A 16,520-nucleotide genomic window follows, 5' to 3' on the forward strand; every position below is an offset into this window, starting at 1 on the left:
TTGAACAAAGTGAAAGCCAGCGTCTTTAGGCGCTGGCTGGTAATTTGGGCTTATAGCCCTGGGACAAACCACCCGTTTGACGGGTGGTCATGATTGGGATTCATGATATAATAATAAAACTGATAAGTAGGAAAAGGGAAATTGATGAATTATACAGTTGAAGAAAAAGAAGTCTTTATGAGAGAAGCTTTGAGAGAGGCTGAGATTGCTCTTGAACACGATGAAATTCCAATTGGTTGTGTGATTGTCAAGGATGGCGAAATCATTGGTCGTGGGCACAATGCGCGTGAGGAATTGCAGCGGGCGGTCATGCATGCAGAAATCATGGCAATAGAGAATGCGAACTTGACTGAGGAGAGCTGGCGTTTGCTGGATTGCACACTTTTTGTGACCATTGAGCCTTGTGTCATGTGTAGTGGGGCGATTGGGCTTGCCCGTATTCCAAACGTGGTCTATGGGGCTAAAAACCAGAAATTTGGCGCTGCTGGAAGTTTGTACGATATCTTGACAGATGAGCGTCTCAATCATCGTGTGGAGGTTGAAACGGGAATTTTGGAAGATGAATGCGCAGCTATTATGCAGGACTTTTTTAGAAATAGACGGAAAAAATAATTTTGCTTTTAAAATGAATAGGAATGTGATATAATAAATAGTGGAGCAACAGTTCTGCGTGAAGCGGGTCAGGGGAGGAATCCAGCAGCCCTAAGCGATTTGAATTGTGTGCTCTTTTTTTCGTGCTTTTTCCGAATAAATAAGATAGAATAATCTAGAATAAATGATAATAGAAAAGAGAAAATGATGAAAATTCGTGGTTTTGAATTGGTTTCGACTTTTACAGATAAAAATTTATTGCCCAAGCGTGAGACAGCGCATGCGGCTGGTTACGACTTAAAGGTTGCTGTGCGTACAGTTATTGCTCCAGGAGAGATTGTATTGGTTCCGACAGGGGTTAAGGCTTATATGCAGCCGACTGAGGTTCTCTACCTCTATGATCGTTCTTCAAACCCTCGTAAAAAGGGCTTGGTTTTAATTAATTCAGTTGGGGTCATTGATGGGGATTATTATGGCAATCCTGGGAATGAAGGGCATATTTTTGCTCAGATGAAGAATATCACAGACCAAGAGGTTGTTCTTGAAGTTGGAGAACGTGTTGTCCAGGCTGTCTTTGCTCCTTTCTTAATTGCAGATGGAGATGCGGCAGACGGCGTGCGAACTGGTGGATTTGGATCGACAGGGCACTAGGATGAAGATTATCTTTGTGCGTCACGGGGAGCCAGATTATCGTGAGTTAGAAGAGCGTTCTTATACGGGATTTGGGATAGATTTGGCACCCTTGTCTGATAAGGGACGGCAGCAAGCCCAGAAATTGAGCACCAATCCTTTACTCCCTTCAGCTGAAATAATCGTATCTTCTGCAGTCACAAGAGCTTTAGAAACGGCTTCTTATGTGGCTTGTGTTACTGGACTTCCTTTGAGAGTGGAACCATTATTGCATGAATGGCAGGTCTATGAAAGTGGCACAGATAATTTTGAAAAAGCTCGTGCTATATTTCTAGAAAATAATGGGGAGTTACTTCCTAATAGTCCTATTCAATATGAGACAGCTGCGAAGATGAAGTCTCGTTTTCTAGAATGCATGGCTAAGTATCGAGATTACCAGACCGTGATAGTGGTAACTCACAACATGCTCATGCGTCAGTTTGTGCCAAATGAGAAGATTGATTTTTGCCAAGTGATTGAGTGTGAGTTAGAGATATAGAAAGAGGTTTATCATCGCAAAGAAAAAAGCGACATTTGTATGTCAAAATTGTGGGTATAATTCACCTAAATATCTGGGACGTTGCCCCAACTGTGGGTCTTGGTCTTCTTTTGTAGAAGAGGTTGAGGTTGCCGAGGTCAAGAATGCGCGTGTGTCCTTGACAGGTGAGAAAACCAAGCCCATGAAACTGGCTGAGGTGACTTCTATCAATGTCAATCGAACCAAGACGGAGATGGAGGAATTCAACCGTGTACTTGGAGGCGGAGTGGTACCGGGAAGTCTCGTTCTTATCGGTGGGGATCCTGGAATTGGGAAATCAACCCTTCTTTTACAAGTCTCAACCCAGCTGTCTCAAGTGGGGACTGTTCTCTATGTCAGTGGGGAGGAGTCTGCCCAGCAAATCAAGTTGCGAGCAGAGCGCTTGGGAGATATTGATAGCGAGTTTTATCTCTATGCAGAGACTAATATGCAGAGTGTTCGAGCTGAAGTGGAGCGCATCCAGCCAGACTTCCTCATCATCGACTCCATTCAGACTATTATGTCTCCTGAGATTTCAGGGGTGCAGGGGTCTGTTTCTCAAGTGCGTGAGGTGACGGCTGAGCTTATGCAGCTGGCCAAGACCAATAACATTGCCATCTTTATCGTAGGTCATGTGACCAAGGAAGGAACCTTGGCTGGTCCTCGTATGCTAGAGCATATGGTGGATACGGTGCTTTACTTTGAAGGGGAGCGTCACCATACCTTCCGTATTTTAAGAGCGGTCAAAAACCGTTTTGGCTCCACTAATGAGATTGGGATTTTTGAGATGCAGTCAGGTGGCTTGGTTGAGGTTCTTAATCCGAGTCAAGTTTTCCTAGAAGAGCGTTTGGATGGAGCGACTGGCTCATCAATCGTTGTGACCATGGAAGGGACGCGTCCTATTCTTGCAGAAGTGCAGGCCTTGGTAACACCGACCATGTTTGGAAATGCCAAGCGTACTACGACAGGTCTTGACTTCAATCGCGCTAGCTTGATTATGGCTGTTTTGGAAAAACGGGCAGGTCTTCTCTTACAAAATCAGGATGCCTATCTCAAATCTGCTGGTGGTGTCAAATTGGATGAACCTGCCATTGACTTAGCTGTTGCAGTTGCCATTGCTTCGAGCTACAAGGACAAGCCAACCAATCCTCAGGAATGTTTTGTAGGCGAACTGGGCTTGACAGGAGAAATTCGGCGCGTGAATCGTATCGAGCAACGTATCAATGAAGCTGCTAAACTGGGTTTTACTAAGATTTATGTACCGAAGAATTCTTTGACAGGAATCACTCCACCCAAGGAAATTCAGGTCATTGGTGTGACAACGATTCAGGAAGTTTTGAAAAAGGTCTTTGCATAATCCGTGACAAATCCTTTTAAAAATGATAAGATAGGAGAAATATTTGACTATCAAATTTTCGAGGAGGGAATCGTGTCGTATTTTGAACAGTTTATGCAAGCCAATCAGGCTTATGTTGCCCTACATGGGCAGTTAAATCTGCCACTTAAACCCAAAACAAGAGTGGCTATTGTGACCTGTATGGACTCTCGTCTGCACGTTGCGCAAGCTCTGGGCTTGGCACTTGGGGATGCTCATATCTTGCGGAATGCAGGTGGCCGAGTGACTGAGGACATGATTCGTTCGCTAGTTATTTCCCAGCAACAAATGGGGACAAGAGAGATTGTGGTATTGCACCATACAGACTGTGGTGCTCAGACTTTTGAAAATGGTCCTTTTCAGGAGTATCTGAAAGAGGAACTAGGTGTCGATGTGTCAGACCAAGACTTCTTGCCCTTCCAAGATATAGAGGAGAGTGTACGCGAGGATATGCAACTTCTTATCGAGTCTCCCTTAATACCAGATGATGTCATTATCTCTGGTGCTATTTACGATGTGGATACAGGAAGTATGACAGTCGTAGAATTATAAATACTTCATTTAGAAAGAAAGTGTATGAAGAAAAACAGCATTTTATTTATTTTTATCTTATTGCTATGTATTGGTTTACAATATGAAACCATCTACTATACGGACGGTTCGATGTCAGGTGCAGAATATGGACTAATGGGAGTTTCTATCTTTCTAGCTCTCTTTTACATGATTCCGGCTCTTTATTTCCTTTTCCGTATTGGGAAAAAATGGGAATTGCCAAAGAAGGCCTTGATTTTGTCTTTATTGGGTGGGATGTTCCTTTCAGGCTGGTTATCTAGCTTTGCTAATACTTATATCCATGATTTATTGGAGTTTCTTTTCCCAGATAGTGCATTTTTAAATGCCTTTGAAAGTGCTATTGTGGCTCCTTTGGTAGAAGAACCCTTGAAATTATTGCCACTTGTTTTTGTTTTAGCTTTGGTTCCTGTGCGAAAATTAAAATCTTTGTTTTTACTTGGAATTGCTTCTGGTTTGGGATTTCAAATGATTGAGGATATTGGCTATATTCGTATGGATTTGCCAGAGGGCTTTGACTTTACTATTTCGAGAATTTTAGAGCGTATCATCTCAGGAATTGCCTCTCACTGGACTTTTTCAGGTCTGGCTGTAGTAGGTGTTTACTTGCTTTACAGAGCTTATAAAGGGCAGAAGGTTGGCAAGAAAGAGGGGCTTATTTTCCTAGGTTTAGCCTTGGGAACTCATTTCTTGTTTAATTCTCCTTTTGTTGAATTGGAGACAGAATTGCCCCTAGCGATTCCAGTGGTGACGGCTATTGCTCTCTATGGTTTTTATCAGGCTTATCGCTTTGTTGAGAAGAACGATGAGTTGATGAACTAGAATATTTTTTAAAAGAATGATGCAAGGGTACAAATATGGTGCCCTTCTTTTATTTTTGATTGAAAAATAGTGTAAAAAGCGCTACAATGGTAGATGGAAAATCTTGTGAAAAGCACAAGCGATACATATATACCGGAGGAAATCATGTCTTTTTCTGATTTAAAGCTGTTTGCCCTTTCTTCTAATCAAGAATTGGCAAAACGTGTGGCGCAGGAGATTGGGATAGAGTTGGGGAAATCAAGTGTTCGCCAATTTTCAGATGGAGAGATTCAGGTCAACATCGAAGAATCAATCCGTGGGAAACACGTCTTTATCCTACAATCAACTAGCTCGCCTGTAAATGACAATCTGCTTGAAATTTTGATTATGGTGGATGCTTTGAAGCGTGCGAGTGCAGAATCTGTCAATGTTGTCATGCCTTACTATGGGTATGCACGTCAGGATAGAAAGGCGAGAGCGCGTGAGCCAATCACTTCAAAACTTGTTGCAAATATGCTTGAAGTAGCTGGAGTGGATCGTTTATTGACCATCGACTTGCATGCTGCGCAGATTCAAGGATTCTTTGATATTCCTGTGGATCATTTGATGGGAGCTCCTCTGATTGCGGATTATTTTGAGCGTCGTGGCATGGTTGGTTCTGACTATGTGGTTGTCAGCCCAGACCATGGAGGGGTGACTCGTGCTCGTAAGTTGGCTGAGTTTTTGAAAACATCTATCGCTATCATCGACAAACGTCGCAGTGTTGATAAGATGAATACCAGTGAAGTCATGAACATCATCGGTAAGGTCGAAGGCAAGACTTGTATCTTGATTGATGATATGATTGATACTGCTGGAACGATTTGTCACGCTGCAGATGCCCTTGCAGAAGCTGGTGCTGTTGAAGTCTATGCAAGCTGTACGCACCCAGTTCTTTCTGGTCCTGCTATGGACAATATCCAAAACTCAGCTATCAAGAAATTGGTTGTTTTGGATACCATCTATCTGCCAGAAGAGCGTTTGATTGATAAGATTGAGCAGATTTCAATCGCTCATCTCCTAGGGGATGCTATCGTACGTATCCATGAAAAACGCCCACTTTCTCCACTTTTCAGTATTGAGAAAAAGATTTAATGACCAAGCCTGAGATAATTCTCAGGTTTTTTTCGTCTCTTTTGCGAATAAATAGATAGTAACAGTGAATCTAGGAAAACTAGATTTAATACTCTTCGAAAATCAAATTCAAACCACGTCAACGTCGCCTTGCCGTACTCAAGTACAGCCTGCGGCTAGTTTCCTAGTTTGCTCTTTGATTTTCATTGAGTATAAGACTATGGTATAATAAAAGGAGGAAAAGGATGATTCTCAGACATCCGGGCATCAGCCCAACCAATGATTTAGTTGCTAAGAAGATTTTTAGCAATCCAGAAATCACTTGTCAATTTATACGCGATATGCTGGACTTGCCAGCAAAAAATGTGACCATTTTGGAGGGAAGCAATATTCATGTCTTGCCTTCCCTGCCTTATTCAGCGCAGGATTTCTATACCAGTATAGACGTCTTGGCAGAGTTGGACAATGGGACACAGGTTATTATCGAAATTCAGGTGCATCATCAAAATTTTTTCATTAATCGCCTGTGGGCTTATTTGTGCAGTCAGGTCAATCAAAATCTTGAAAAAATTCGCCAGCAAGAAGGCAATACTCATCGAAGTTACAAACACATCGCACCAGTATATGCTATCGCAATTGTGGACAGCAACTACTTTCAGGATGATTTAGCCTTTCACAGTTTTAGTATGCGAGAGGATACGACGGGTGAGGTTTTGACAATTACAAACAATGGACAGGAAAACCATCTAGTAAAGATGGCATTCTTAGAACTAAAAAAGTACAGAGAGACCAGCAAGGATAGTGTTCGCAAGCCGTGGTTGGAGTTTTTTGGGAATAAACCCTTTACCCAAGAACCCGAGCGAGCCATTAGCCAAGCAGACCAACTGCTGGACTACAAGAGCTGGTCCGAGGAGGACAGGAAAATGTTTAGTGAACAACGCAGACGCGAAGAACAAGCCTTGTTAGCACAGGACTATACTTTGTAACAAGCTGAAGAAAAAGGACTGAAAAAAGGATTAGTAAATCTCGTTCGCCAGCATCTTTTAACCGTTGAGGTTGCCAGCCAGCAATTAGGCATGACAGTAGCTGAGTTTGAGTCACTCTTATAAGACCATCACAAGTAATAGCATTCTTGGAATTAAAAAAATACAGAGAAACCAGCAAAGATGAGGTTCGTAAGCCGTGGTTGGAGTTTTTCGGCAACAAACCCTTTACTCAGTAGCCAGAGCGATCCATCAGCCAGGCAGACCAACTGCTGGACTACAAGAGCTGGTCCGAGGAGGACAGGAAAATGTTTAGTCAACTACGTATGCGAGAAGAGCAAGCCTTGTTAGCACAGGACTATGCCTTGGAACAAGCTGAAGAAAAAGGATTAGAGCGTGGGAAAGTTGAAGGAAGGGAAACTTTTTGCCTTTTTAGATATGGTATGTCAACATGTTTTAACTTCCGAAGTTGCCAGTCAGCAGTTGTAGCTGCAACAGCAGCTATTAACGCAGCTCCAGTTCATGCATATGGTAACTGGTCAGGATGGGATGGTAGTGCAGGAAACCCAACACACCAAGATGGTGTAGTTGCTCCAGCTAACCAATACAAACCAGCGAAGCCAGTTACTAACCCACGCGGTTCTAATGACAACGGTTATGGTACTCCAACGCATACAAAAGGTACAGTTGCTGTAACAGTTATCGATCTTTCTACTGGTAAACCAGTAGCAGGTGCGACTGTTGACTTCAACGCTGGTGGTAAAACTTCATCAGTAACAACAGGTGCTGATGGTGTTGCTACTTTGTCAGATGTTGAACCAGGAACAGCCGTTTCGTATCGTTTGAATGTTCCAGCTGGATATGAGGAAGACTCATACAATGGTCATGTTACAGCAGTTGCTGGTAATGTTCCTGCAACATTCTCAATTCGCCCAGCAACACTTCAAAACAACCGCGATACAATTCATCCAGCACAACCAGGTCAATCATATGGTGAAGAAGTTAAATCACCATGGGTTAAAGATGACAAAGGTCAATGGAGCTATGTTCTTGATGAAAAAGGAACAAAAGCTACTGGTTGGAAACAAATTGATGGCAAATGGTACTATGCTTATAGTTCAGGAGCTCTTGCTGTCAGCACTACAATCAATGGTTACACAGTAAATGCCAACGGTGAGTGGGTTTAAAAGTGTAAAATTTACCATAGAAAATGTAAATAATAAAAAGAAAACAAAAAGAAAGTTTATAAAATAGGCTTTCTTTTTTCTATTATGAGAGGTGTATTTGAAAATTAACATAAGTATATAATTGTATAAAAAAGTAACCTATTACTTGATTATATTTTTAGAAAGCGTTATAATAAATCTAAATATGATTCTAAAAAAGGGGTTTCAAAAATGGATAAAAAGAAAATGATTTTAACTAGCTTGGCTAGTGTGGCTGTATTGGGAGCGGCATTTGCGGCATCTCAACCATCAGTTGTAAAAGCTGAAGAGCAACCTACAGCTAGTCAACCAGCCGGCAAAACAGATACATCAGCAACTAATTCAAATAGCACAACTAACCCTGCTGGAAATTCTGAGACAACAGAGCAACCAGCGGCTACTCAGCCAGCAGAAACTGGAGCTACTGACACTTCTAAATCAGAAGTTACAAGTCCAGAAATTAAAAAAGCTGAAGATGAAGCTAAAAAAGCTGAAGAAAAAGTTACTGAAGCTCAAGCTAAAGTAGATACAACTACTACTGCAGCTAAAGAAGCTGATACAAAACTTGAAACTGAGAAAAAAGAAGCTACTGAAGCTGAAGCTGCAAAAACTGAAGCTGAAAAAGCTAAAACTGCAGCTGACGAAGAATTAGCTGCAGCAAAAACAAAAGCTGCTGAAGCTGACGCTAAAGCTAAAGAAGAAGCGAAGAAAGAAGAAGACGCTAAGAAAGAAGAAGCTGATTCTAAAGAAGCATTAACCGAGGCTTTAAAACAATTACCTGATGATAACGCATTACTCGACAAAAAAGCAAAAGAGGATTTATTAAAAGCTGTAGAAGCTGGTGATTTAAAAGCTGGTGATATTCTTAAAGAATTAGCAGATGATGATAAAAAAGCTGAAGCTAATAAAGAAACAGAGAAAAAATTAAGAAATAAAGACCAAGCTGCTACTGCTGATGCTGGAGCTTCTCCAGTAACAGAAGGAAAAACATCAGCTCTTCCAGAAGATTTAAAAGCTAAAATCGATGAAGCTGAAAAAGCTGATGCTGCTCGTCCTGCATCAGAAAAAGCTCAAGATAAAGCTGATGATTTAGGTGAAAAAGTTGATACGCTTAAAGAAGATGCTGATGCATTAAAAGCTGAAGAAGATAAAAAAGCTGAAGCTCTTAAAAAACAAGAAGATACATTAAAAGAAGCTGAAGAAGCTCTTAAATCAGCTACAGATAACGGTTCTGATTCTGATATTGTTTCTTCATTAGATAAAGCTGTTAAGGCGATTAAAAAAGAGCGTGATGCTGCACAAAATGCATTTGATCAAGCTGCTTCGGATACTAAAGCTGTTGCTGATGAGCTAAACAAACTTACTGATGAGTACAACAAAGCTCTTGATGAAGTAAAAGCTGCTAAAGAAAAAGAGGCTAACGAGCCAGCTAAACCAGTAGAAGAAGAACCAGCTAAACCAGCAGAAAAAACAGAAGCTGAAAAAGCTGCTGAAGCTAAAGCAGAAGCCGATGCTAAAGTTGCTGAATTGCAGAAAAAAGCAGACGAAGCTAAAACAAAAGCAGATGAAGCTACAGCTAAAGCAGAAAAAGAAGCTGCTGATGTAAAAGCTGCACAAACAAAAAAAGAAGAAGCCGATAAAGTAAAAGCTGACGCAGAAGCTGAATTGACTAAAGCAAAAGAAGAAGCAGACAAGGCTAAAGCTAAAGTTGAAGAACTTAAAAAAGAAGAAGCTGAAACTAGAACTGCTCTTAAAGATGCTTTAGATCAATTAGAAAAAGGTATCGATGCTAATGCTAAGATTACAAATAAAGAAGAAGCCAAAAAAGCATTAGGTAAAGAAGATATTTTAGCTGCAGTTGAAAAAGGCGACTTAACTGCAGGAGATGTTCTTAAAGAATTAAAAGGTCAAAATGAGACTGCTGAAGCTAACAAAAATCAAGATCCACAAGCAGACGAAATTGGCGCTACAAAACAAGAAGGAAAACCTCTTGCTGAACTTCCTACTGCTGATAAAGAAAAATTAGACGCTGCTTACAACAAAGAAGCTTCTAAACCAATCGTTAAAAAACTTCAAGATATCGCTGATGATATCGCTGAAAAAATTGAAAAATTAACTAAAGTAGCTGATAAAGACAAGGCTGATGCTACTGAAAAAGCTAAAGCTGTAGAAGAAAAAAATGCTGCATTAGATAAACAAAAAGAAACTTTAGAAAAAGCTAAAACTGCACTTGCAACAGCTAAGAAAAACAATGCTGAACAATCTATCCAAGATGGATTACAAGATGCTGTAACTAGATTAGAAGCTGCTGTTGCTTCTGCTAAAACTGCTGCAGATGAAGCTCAAGCTAAATTCGACGAAGTTAACGAAGTAGTGAAAGCTTACAAAGATGCAATCGATGAACTAACTGATGATTACAACGCAACTTTAGGTTATATCGAAAACTTAAAAGAAGTTCCTAAAGGTGAAGCACCAAAAGACTTCGCAGGTGGAGTAAATGATGATGAAGCAACTACTGAGCCTGCTAAGGAAGCGGATGAGGTTCCAACGGTTCCTAATGCTCCAGAATTCAATGGTGGGGTAAATCCTGCTGACGCTCCTACAGCTGAAGAAAAACCTGAATTCACAGGTGGAGTAAACGATGAAGAAGCGCCTACAACACCAGCAACTCCAGAGTTCAATAGTGGTGTAAATGATGATAATGCTCCTACTCAACCTAATAATCCTGAATTCAACGGAGGAGTAAATGATACAACACCTCCTACTGAACCTAATAAACCAGAGGGAGAAGCTCCAAAACCATCTAAACCTGAAACTTCAAACGGAGATGCACTTGTACAACCAGAACTTCCAGAATTCAATGGTGGAGTGAATGATACAACACCTCCAACTCCTGCAAAACCTGAAGGAGAAACTCCAAAACCAACTAAACCAGAAGCTTCAAACGGAGATGCACTTGTACAACCAGAACTTCCAGCATTCAAAGGCGGAGTTAACGCTGTTGAAGCTGCTGTTAATGAAATTCCAGAGTTTGGTGTTAATAACCCTGAAATCAAAAAAATCTTAGACGAAATCTCTAAAGTAAAAGAGCAAATCAAAGACAGCGAAGAAAATGAAGGTGTTGAAGATTATTATAAAGATGGATTAAAAGATCGTCTAGCTGATTTAGAAGATGCCTTAAATACTTTAATTAATAATAAAGCTGAGGTTCTATCTGGAAGTAATGATACAGAAGACTTAAAAGTCACACGCTATGTTGATATTGCTACTAACGCTGATATTTTGAATGCTGAAGAAGGTCATTTCAAAGGTAAATCAATTGCAGGTTATACTTTTGTGAAATCTGAAGAAAAAGATGGTATTATTACTAACTATTACAAAAAAGTAACTAATCACTATTCTACTCCAAATTCAGATTCAAGACTAACACCAACAGCTGAAACCCCAGCAACTCCTGCGGTTACTACAACTGTAGCAGGTACTAATAAAGATAATACATATCAAGCTCCAGCTGCGAAAGTAGAAGATAAGAAAGAACTTCCTAACACTGGTGGTAAAGATAATGTTGCAGTTGCATCATTAGGATTCCTTGGATTACTCCTTGGTGCCCTTCCATTTGTGAAACGCAAAAACTAATTAGTTGAAGATATAAAAGAGAAGGATTATGACCTTCTCTTTTTGTGATATGGACTATAGTGAGAGTTCTATTGAAAGAAGAAAAAAGTGAATAAAACGATATTTTAGTCTTGTTCACTTTTATGTTGTTCTATAAACTTAGTCTCTATAATATTTGTAGTGGGTAAATCCCCATGGATATTATGGAGCCTATTTTGTTGTAGAAAAAAAGTCCCATAAGATCTATAATGAAAAGCGACCAAACAACTCATTAGAAAAATTCATATGGAACAATTACATTTTATCACAAAATTACTAGACATTAAAGACCCTAATATCCAAATTATAGATATCATCAATAGGGATTCCCACAAAGAAATCATTGCTAAACTGGATTATGAGGCTCCACTTTGCCCTAACTGTGGAATCCAAATGAAGAAATATGACTTTCAAAAACCGTCTAAGATTCCTTACCTTGAAACGACTGGTATGCCTACTAGAATTCTACTTAAAAAAGTGCTATCAGTGCTTGAAAATGATGGTCGCTGAGACTCCTCTAGTAAAGAAAAATCATCAAATTTCTCGTGTCGTAAACCCAAAGAAGCTCTTGTAGTCTAGCAGTTGGTCTGCTTGACTGATGGCTCGCTCAGGTTGCTGGGTAAAGGGTTTGTTCCCGAAAAACTCCAACCATGGCTTACGAACCTCGTCTTTGCTGGTTTCTCTGTATTTTTTTAATCTTATTTACAATGGTCTTTCAATAGTTCTTCAAACTCAGCGACAGTCATGCCCAATTGTTCACTAGCAACCTCGGAAGTCAGAAGACCTTGGCGAACCATATCTAAGAAAGCAAAGACTCTTCCTTCAACTTTCCCACGCTCTAGACCTTGTTCAAGACCTTCTGCCCTAGCTGTTTCCAAGGCATAGTCATGAGCGAGTAAGGCTTGTTCTTCACGTCTGCGTTGTTCACTAAACATTTTCCTGTCCTCCTCGGACCAGCTCTTGTAGTCTAGCAGTTGGTCTGCCTGGCTAATGGCTCGCTCGGGTTGTTGGGTAAAGGGTTTGTTCCCGAAAAACTCCAACCACGGTTTGCGAACCTCGTCTTTGCTGGTTTCTCTATATTTTTTTAATTCCAAGAAAGCCATCTTAACCAGATGGTTTTCTTGTCCATTAGTTGTGATGGTTAAGACTTCACCTGTCGTATCCTCACGCATACTAAAGCTATGAAAAGCTAAATCATCTGAGAAGTAATTACTGTCCACAATAGCGATAGCATATACCGGTGCGATGTGTTTATAACTCTGGTGGGTGTCACCTTCACGTTGACGAATTTTTTCGAGATTTTGATTGACCTGACTGCACAGATAAGCCCATAAACGATTGATGAAAAAATTCTGATGATGCACCTGAATTTCAATGATTACTTGAGTGCCATTGTCCAACTCTGCCAAGACGTCTATACTAGTATAGAAATCCTGCGCCGAGTACGGCAGGGAAGGCAAGACGTGAATATTGCTTCCCTCCAAAATCGTCACATTTTTTGCAGGTAAGTCCAGCATATCGCGAATAAATTGACAAGTAATTTCTGGATTGCTAAAGATTTTCTTAGCAACCAAGTCATTGGTCGGGCTAATGTCCGGATGACGTACGGTCATACTTCTTCTCCTTTCATTATAGCACATTTTTAAATCTAGGTTTACTAGATTATCTGGCTCTATCTATTTATTCGGAAAAAGTATGAAAAATACTTGCTCTAGCTCTTCCCAATGGTATTTTTTGGTGCTTTCCTTTATAATGGGTGTATGGATAAGAAAAAATTATTATTGATTGATGGCTCTTCTGTTGCTTTTCGGGCGTTTTTTGCGCTCTATCAGCAGTTGGACCGTTTTAAGAATGCGGCTGGTTTGCATACCAATGCGATTTATGGTTTTCAGTTGATGTTGAGCCATTTGTTGGAGAGGATTGAGCCTAGTCATATTTTGGTGGCTTTTGATGCGGGGAAGACGACCTTCCGGACAGAGATGTATGCGGACTATAAGGGTGGTCGGGCTAAGACTCCTGATGAGTTTCGTGAGCAATTTCCTTTCATTCGTGAGTTGCTGGATCATATGGGGATTCGCCACTATGAGTTGGCTCAGTATGAGGCGGATGATATCATCGGGACGCTGGATAAACTAGCTGAGCAGGATGGTTTTGATGTTACCATTGTCAGTGGGGACAAGGACTTGATTCAGCTGACGGATGAGCATACGGTGGTTGAGATTTCCAAGAAAGGCGTGGCTGAATTTGAGGCCTTTACGCCAGACTATCTTATGGAAAAGATGGGCATCACACCGACGCAGTTTATCGATCTCAAGGCGCTCATGGGTGATAAGTCGGATAATATCCCTGGGGTGACCAAAATCGGTGAAAAGACGGGTATCAAGCTTTTACTGGAGCATGGTTCGCTTGAGGGAATTTATGAAAATATCGATGGGATGAAGGCTTCTAAGATGAAGGAAAATCTCATCAATGATAAGGAACAGGCTTTTTTGTCTAAAACACTGGCGACCATTGATACCAAGGCACCGATTGAGATTGGTTTGAAGGATTTGGTCTATAGTGGTCCAGATGTTGAAAATCTTGGGAAATTCTATGATGAGATGGGCTTCAAACAGCTCAAGCAGGCTTTAAATGCATCTTCGACTGATGTGGCTGAGAGTTTGGACTTTACTATCGTTGACCAAGTTAGTCAAGATATGCTGAATGAAGAGTCTATCTTCCATTTTGAGCTTTTTGGTGAGAATTACCATACGGATGATTTGATTGGTTTTGCCTGGTCTTGTGGGGATAAGCTTTATGCTACAGACAAGCTTGAACTTTTGCAAGAGCCGATTTTCAAGGATTTTCTAGAAAAAACACCTCTGAGAGTGTATGACTTTAAGAAGGCTAAGGTTCTTTTAAATCGTTATGATGTGAATATGCAGGCGCCTGCTTTTGACAGTCGTTTGGCCAAATACCTCCTTTCGACTGTGGAGGACAATGAAATTGCGACCATCGCTAGTCTTTATGGCCAGACTTACTTGGTTGATGATGAGACTTTCTATGGTAAGGGTGTCAAGAAGGCCATTCCTGAACGCGAGAAATTCTTGGAACATTTGGCGCGTAAGCTTGCTGTTTTGGTCGAAACAGAGCCTGTTTTACTTGAAAAACTCAGTGAAAATGGGCAATTAGAGCTTCTTTATGATATAGAGCAACCTCTGGCCTTTGTCCTTGCCAAGATGGAAATTGCTGGGATTACGGTCAAGAAAGAGACCTTGCTTGAGATGCAGGCTGAAAATGAGCTTGTCATTGAAAAACTCACTCAAGAGATTTACGAACTGGCTGGCGAGGAGTTTAATATCAACTCGCCTAAGCAGTTGGGCGTGCTTCTCTTTGAAAAATTGGGGCTACCTCTAGAATACACTAAGAAAACCAAGACTGGATACTCGACAGCCGTGGATGTCTTGGAGCGCCTGGCTCCTATTGCTCCGATTGTTAAGAAAATCCTGGATTACCGTCAGATTACCAAGATTCAATCTACTTATGTGATTGGCTTACAGGACTGGATTTTGGCTGATGGCAAGATTCATACTCGCTATGTTCAGGATTTGACCCAGACCGGGCGTCTGTCTAGTGTGGATCCAAACTTGCAAAATATCCCTGTGCGTTTGGAGCAGGGTCGTCTCATTCGTAAGGCTTTTGTGCCTGAGTGGGAGGATAGTGTGCTGCTCAGTTCGGACTATTCACAGATTGAATTGCGCGTTCTGGCGCATATTTCTAAGGATGAGCACTTGATTAAGGCCTTCCAAGAGGGGGCAGATATCCATACTTCGACAGCTATGCGGGTCTTTGGCATTGAGCGTCCTGAGGATGTGACTCCAAACGACCGTCGCAATGCCAAGGCTGTTAACTTTGGAGTGGTTTACGGGATTTCAGACTTTGGTTTGTCTAATAATTTGGGCATTAGCCGTAAGGAGGCCAAGGCTTACATTGATACCTACTTTGAACGTTTCCCAGGTATTAAAAACTACATGGATGAAGTGGTGCGTGAGGCGCGTGATAAGGGCTATGTAGAGACCCTCTTCAAGCGTCGTCGTGAGTTGCCAGATATCAATTCGCGTAACTTTAACATTCGTGGTTTTGCGGAGCGGACTGCCATCAACTCTCCTATCCAGGGTTCCGCAGCAGATATTCTCAAGATTGCCATGATTCAGCTGGATAAAGCCTTGGTTGCAGGGGGGTATCAGACTAAGATGCTTCTGCAAGTGCACGATGAAATCGTCCTTGAAGTTCCTAAATCTGAATTGGCAGAGATGAAAAAATTGGTGAAACAAACCATGGAAGAAGCCATTCAACTCAGTGTTCCTCTTATCGCAGATGAAAATGAAGGGGCAACCTGGTACGAGGCTAAATAAAAAGGGGGCTAGTCCTCCTTTTTTGTAGTAGAATTCTGCAAGCCTTTTCAAATTGTGCTATACTGAAGAAAAAGGAGGATTTCTATGAGTCAAGAATTTATCAATCCAAGTGATGGTGTGATTCGTCAGTATCTCGCAACGAGTAAAACCCTTGCTGTGGTGGGTTTGTCAGACCGTGAGGAAACAACTAGCAATCGAGTGACTAAGGAAATGCAGTCTCGGGGTTATAAAATTATCCCAGTCAATCCCAAGGCAGCAGGTGGTGAAATCTTGGGTGAAAAGGTTTATGCTAGCCTAGCTGAGATTCCTTTTCCTGTAGATATTGTTAATGTTTACCGTCGCAGTGAGTTTCTGCCAGATGTGGCGCGTGATTTTCTCAAAGCTGATGCCAAGATTTTTTGGGCACAGCTAGGACTTGAAAGTCTAGAAGCGGAAGAAATCTTGCGTGCTGGTGGATGTGATGATATCGTGATGAATCGTTGTATCAAGAGAGAACATACACGCTTGATTGAGGAAGCATAAGAAAAAGGTAGCTGGTGGGCTACCTTTTGTGTTATGTGACTATTAGTCCGTCTCGCTCCGTTAGGTGCGAGACAAAACAACCACCCGCTATGCGGGTGCGCGTCGAAGGTTATACCAAAAAAACTC

General features: G+C 41.2%; 12 protein-coding genes, 1 other RNA gene and 3 pseudogenes. 15 read left to right on the top strand and 1 reads right to left on the bottom strand.

Features of this window, described 5'->3' with window-relative positions:
- Positions 1 to 144 precede the first annotated feature (144 nt).
- The 13 genes and pseudogenes from tadA to B7699_RS00240 form a co-directional block, all read left to right on the top strand.
- Positions 145 to 612 (top strand): tRNA adenosine(34) deaminase TadA, encoded by a 468-nt coding sequence (gene tadA, locus B7699_RS00175; protein ID WP_049521811.1) that lies wholly within the window; start codon positions 145 to 147, stop codon positions 610 to 612.
- Between the two features lie 32 nt (positions 613 to 644).
- An RNA gene (gene ffs / locus B7699_RS00180) (signal recognition particle sRNA small type) lies at positions 645 to 742 on the top strand.
- 56 nt (positions 743 to 798) lie between these two features.
- Positions 799 to 1,242, top strand: a complete 444-nt coding sequence (locus B7699_RS00185) for a dUTP diphosphatase (protein WP_084926802.1) — start codon at positions 799 to 801, stop codon at positions 1,240 to 1,242.
- Positions 1,193 to 1,759, top strand: coding sequence for a histidine phosphatase family protein (locus tag B7699_RS00190; protein WP_192851984.1), 567 nt, complete (start codon positions 1,193 to 1,195; stop codon positions 1,757 to 1,759). The genes B7699_RS00185 and B7699_RS00190 overlap by 50 nt, the downstream gene beginning before the upstream one ends.
- A 13-nt stretch (positions 1,760 to 1,772) precedes the next feature.
- Positions 1,773 to 3,134, top strand: a complete 1,362-nt coding sequence (gene radA / locus B7699_RS00195) for a DNA repair protein RadA (RefSeq protein WP_077804517.1) — start codon at positions 1,773 to 1,775, stop codon at positions 3,132 to 3,134.
- 72 nt (positions 3,135 to 3,206) lie between these two features.
- Complete coding sequence (locus B7699_RS00200; protein ID WP_004237611.1) at positions 3,207 to 3,704, top strand: beta-class carbonic anhydrase; 498 nt, start codon at positions 3,207 to 3,209, stop codon at positions 3,702 to 3,704.
- Positions 3,705 to 3,728: 24 nt separating this feature from the next.
- On the top strand, positions 3,729 to 4,544 hold the full coding sequence (locus B7699_RS00205; RefSeq protein WP_084926804.1) for a PrsW family intramembrane metalloprotease: 816 nt from the start codon (positions 3,729 to 3,731) through the stop codon (positions 4,542 to 4,544).
- Between the two features lie 144 nt (positions 4,545 to 4,688).
- Entirely contained in the window at positions 4,689 to 5,657 is a 969-nt protein-coding gene (locus B7699_RS00210) for a ribose-phosphate diphosphokinase (RefSeq protein ID WP_000010168.1), read from the top strand.
- Positions 5,658 to 5,881: 224 nt separating this feature from the next.
- A pseudogene (locus tag B7699_RS00215) lies at positions 5,882 to 6,745 on the top strand (Rpn family recombination-promoting nuclease/putative transposase).
- 14 nt (positions 6,746 to 6,759) lie between these two features.
- Positions 6,760 to 7,108, top strand: a pseudogene (locus B7699_RS09655) (Rpn family recombination-promoting nuclease/putative transposase); the annotation flags it as partial.
- Positions 7,063 to 7,806, top strand: a complete 744-nt coding sequence (locus tag B7699_RS09785) for a carboxypeptidase-like regulatory domain-containing protein (protein ID WP_084926806.1) — start codon at positions 7,063 to 7,065, stop codon at positions 7,804 to 7,806. The pseudogene B7699_RS09655 and the gene B7699_RS09785, both read left to right, overlap by 46 nt.
- Before the next feature lie 210 nt (positions 7,807 to 8,016).
- Entirely contained in the window at positions 8,017 to 11,460 is a 3,444-nt protein-coding gene (locus B7699_RS00235; protein ID WP_084926807.1) for an SIALI-17 repeat-containing surface protein, read from the top strand.
- 264 nt (positions 11,461 to 11,724) lie between these two features.
- Positions 11,725 to 12,040 (top strand): annotated as a pseudogene (locus B7699_RS00240) (transposase family protein); the annotation flags it as partial.
- Between the two features lie 136 nt (positions 12,041 to 12,176).
- Here B7699_RS00240 and B7699_RS00245 read toward each other — a convergent pair.
- Positions 12,177 to 13,091: an Rpn family recombination-promoting nuclease/putative transposase gene (locus B7699_RS00245; RefSeq protein WP_084926808.1), complete on the bottom strand. Its 915-nt coding sequence runs from the start codon at positions 13,089 to 13,091 to the stop codon at positions 12,177 to 12,179.
- 147 nt (positions 13,092 to 13,238) lie between these two features.
- Between B7699_RS00245 and polA the strand changes: the two genes are divergently transcribed.
- Entirely contained in the window at positions 13,239 to 15,872 is a 2,634-nt protein-coding gene (gene polA, locus B7699_RS00250; protein ID WP_084926809.1) for a DNA polymerase I, read from the top strand.
- 84 nt (positions 15,873 to 15,956) lie between these two features.
- Positions 15,957 to 16,394: a CoA-binding protein gene (locus B7699_RS00255; protein ID WP_033680979.1), complete on the top strand. Its 438-nt coding sequence runs from the start codon at positions 15,957 to 15,959 to the stop codon at positions 16,392 to 16,394.
- Positions 16,395 to 16,520: the final 126 nt, after the last annotated feature.

The sequence above is a fragment of the Streptococcus mitis genome (genome assembly GCF_002096835.1).
Taxonomy (GTDB): Bacteria; Bacillota; Bacilli; order Lactobacillales; family Streptococcaceae; genus Streptococcus; species Streptococcus mitis_W.

Coding starts and splice junctions, on each gene's coding strand:
- B7699_RS00190 (WP_192851984.1), top strand. CDS start 1,193: ATGCGGCAGACGGCGTGCGAACTGGTGGATTTGGATCGACAGGGCACT.
- B7699_RS00210 (WP_000010168.1), top strand. CDS start 4,689: ATGTCTTTTTCTGATTTAAAGCTGTTTGCCCTTTCTTCTAATCAAGAA.
- tadA (WP_049521811.1), top strand. CDS start 145: ATGAATTATACAGTTGAAGAAAAAGAAGTCTTTATGAGAGAAGCTTTG.
- B7699_RS00245 (WP_084926808.1), bottom strand. CDS start 13,091: ATGACCGTACGTCATCCGGACATTAGCCCGACCAATGACTTGGTTGCT.
- B7699_RS00255 (WP_033680979.1), top strand. CDS start 15,957: ATGAGTCAAGAATTTATCAATCCAAGTGATGGTGTGATTCGTCAGTAT.
- B7699_RS00185 (WP_084926802.1), top strand. CDS start 799: ATGAAAATTCGTGGTTTTGAATTGGTTTCGACTTTTACAGATAAAAAT.
- B7699_RS00235 (WP_084926807.1), top strand. CDS start 8,017: ATGGATAAAAAGAAAATGATTTTAACTAGCTTGGCTAGTGTGGCTGTA.
- B7699_RS09785 (WP_084926806.1), top strand. CDS start 7,063: ATGTCAACATGTTTTAACTTCCGAAGTTGCCAGTCAGCAGTTGTAGCT.
- polA (WP_084926809.1), top strand. CDS start 13,239: ATGGATAAGAAAAAATTATTATTGATTGATGGCTCTTCTGTTGCTTTT.
- B7699_RS00205 (WP_084926804.1), top strand. CDS start 3,729: ATGAAGAAAAACAGCATTTTATTTATTTTTATCTTATTGCTATGTATT.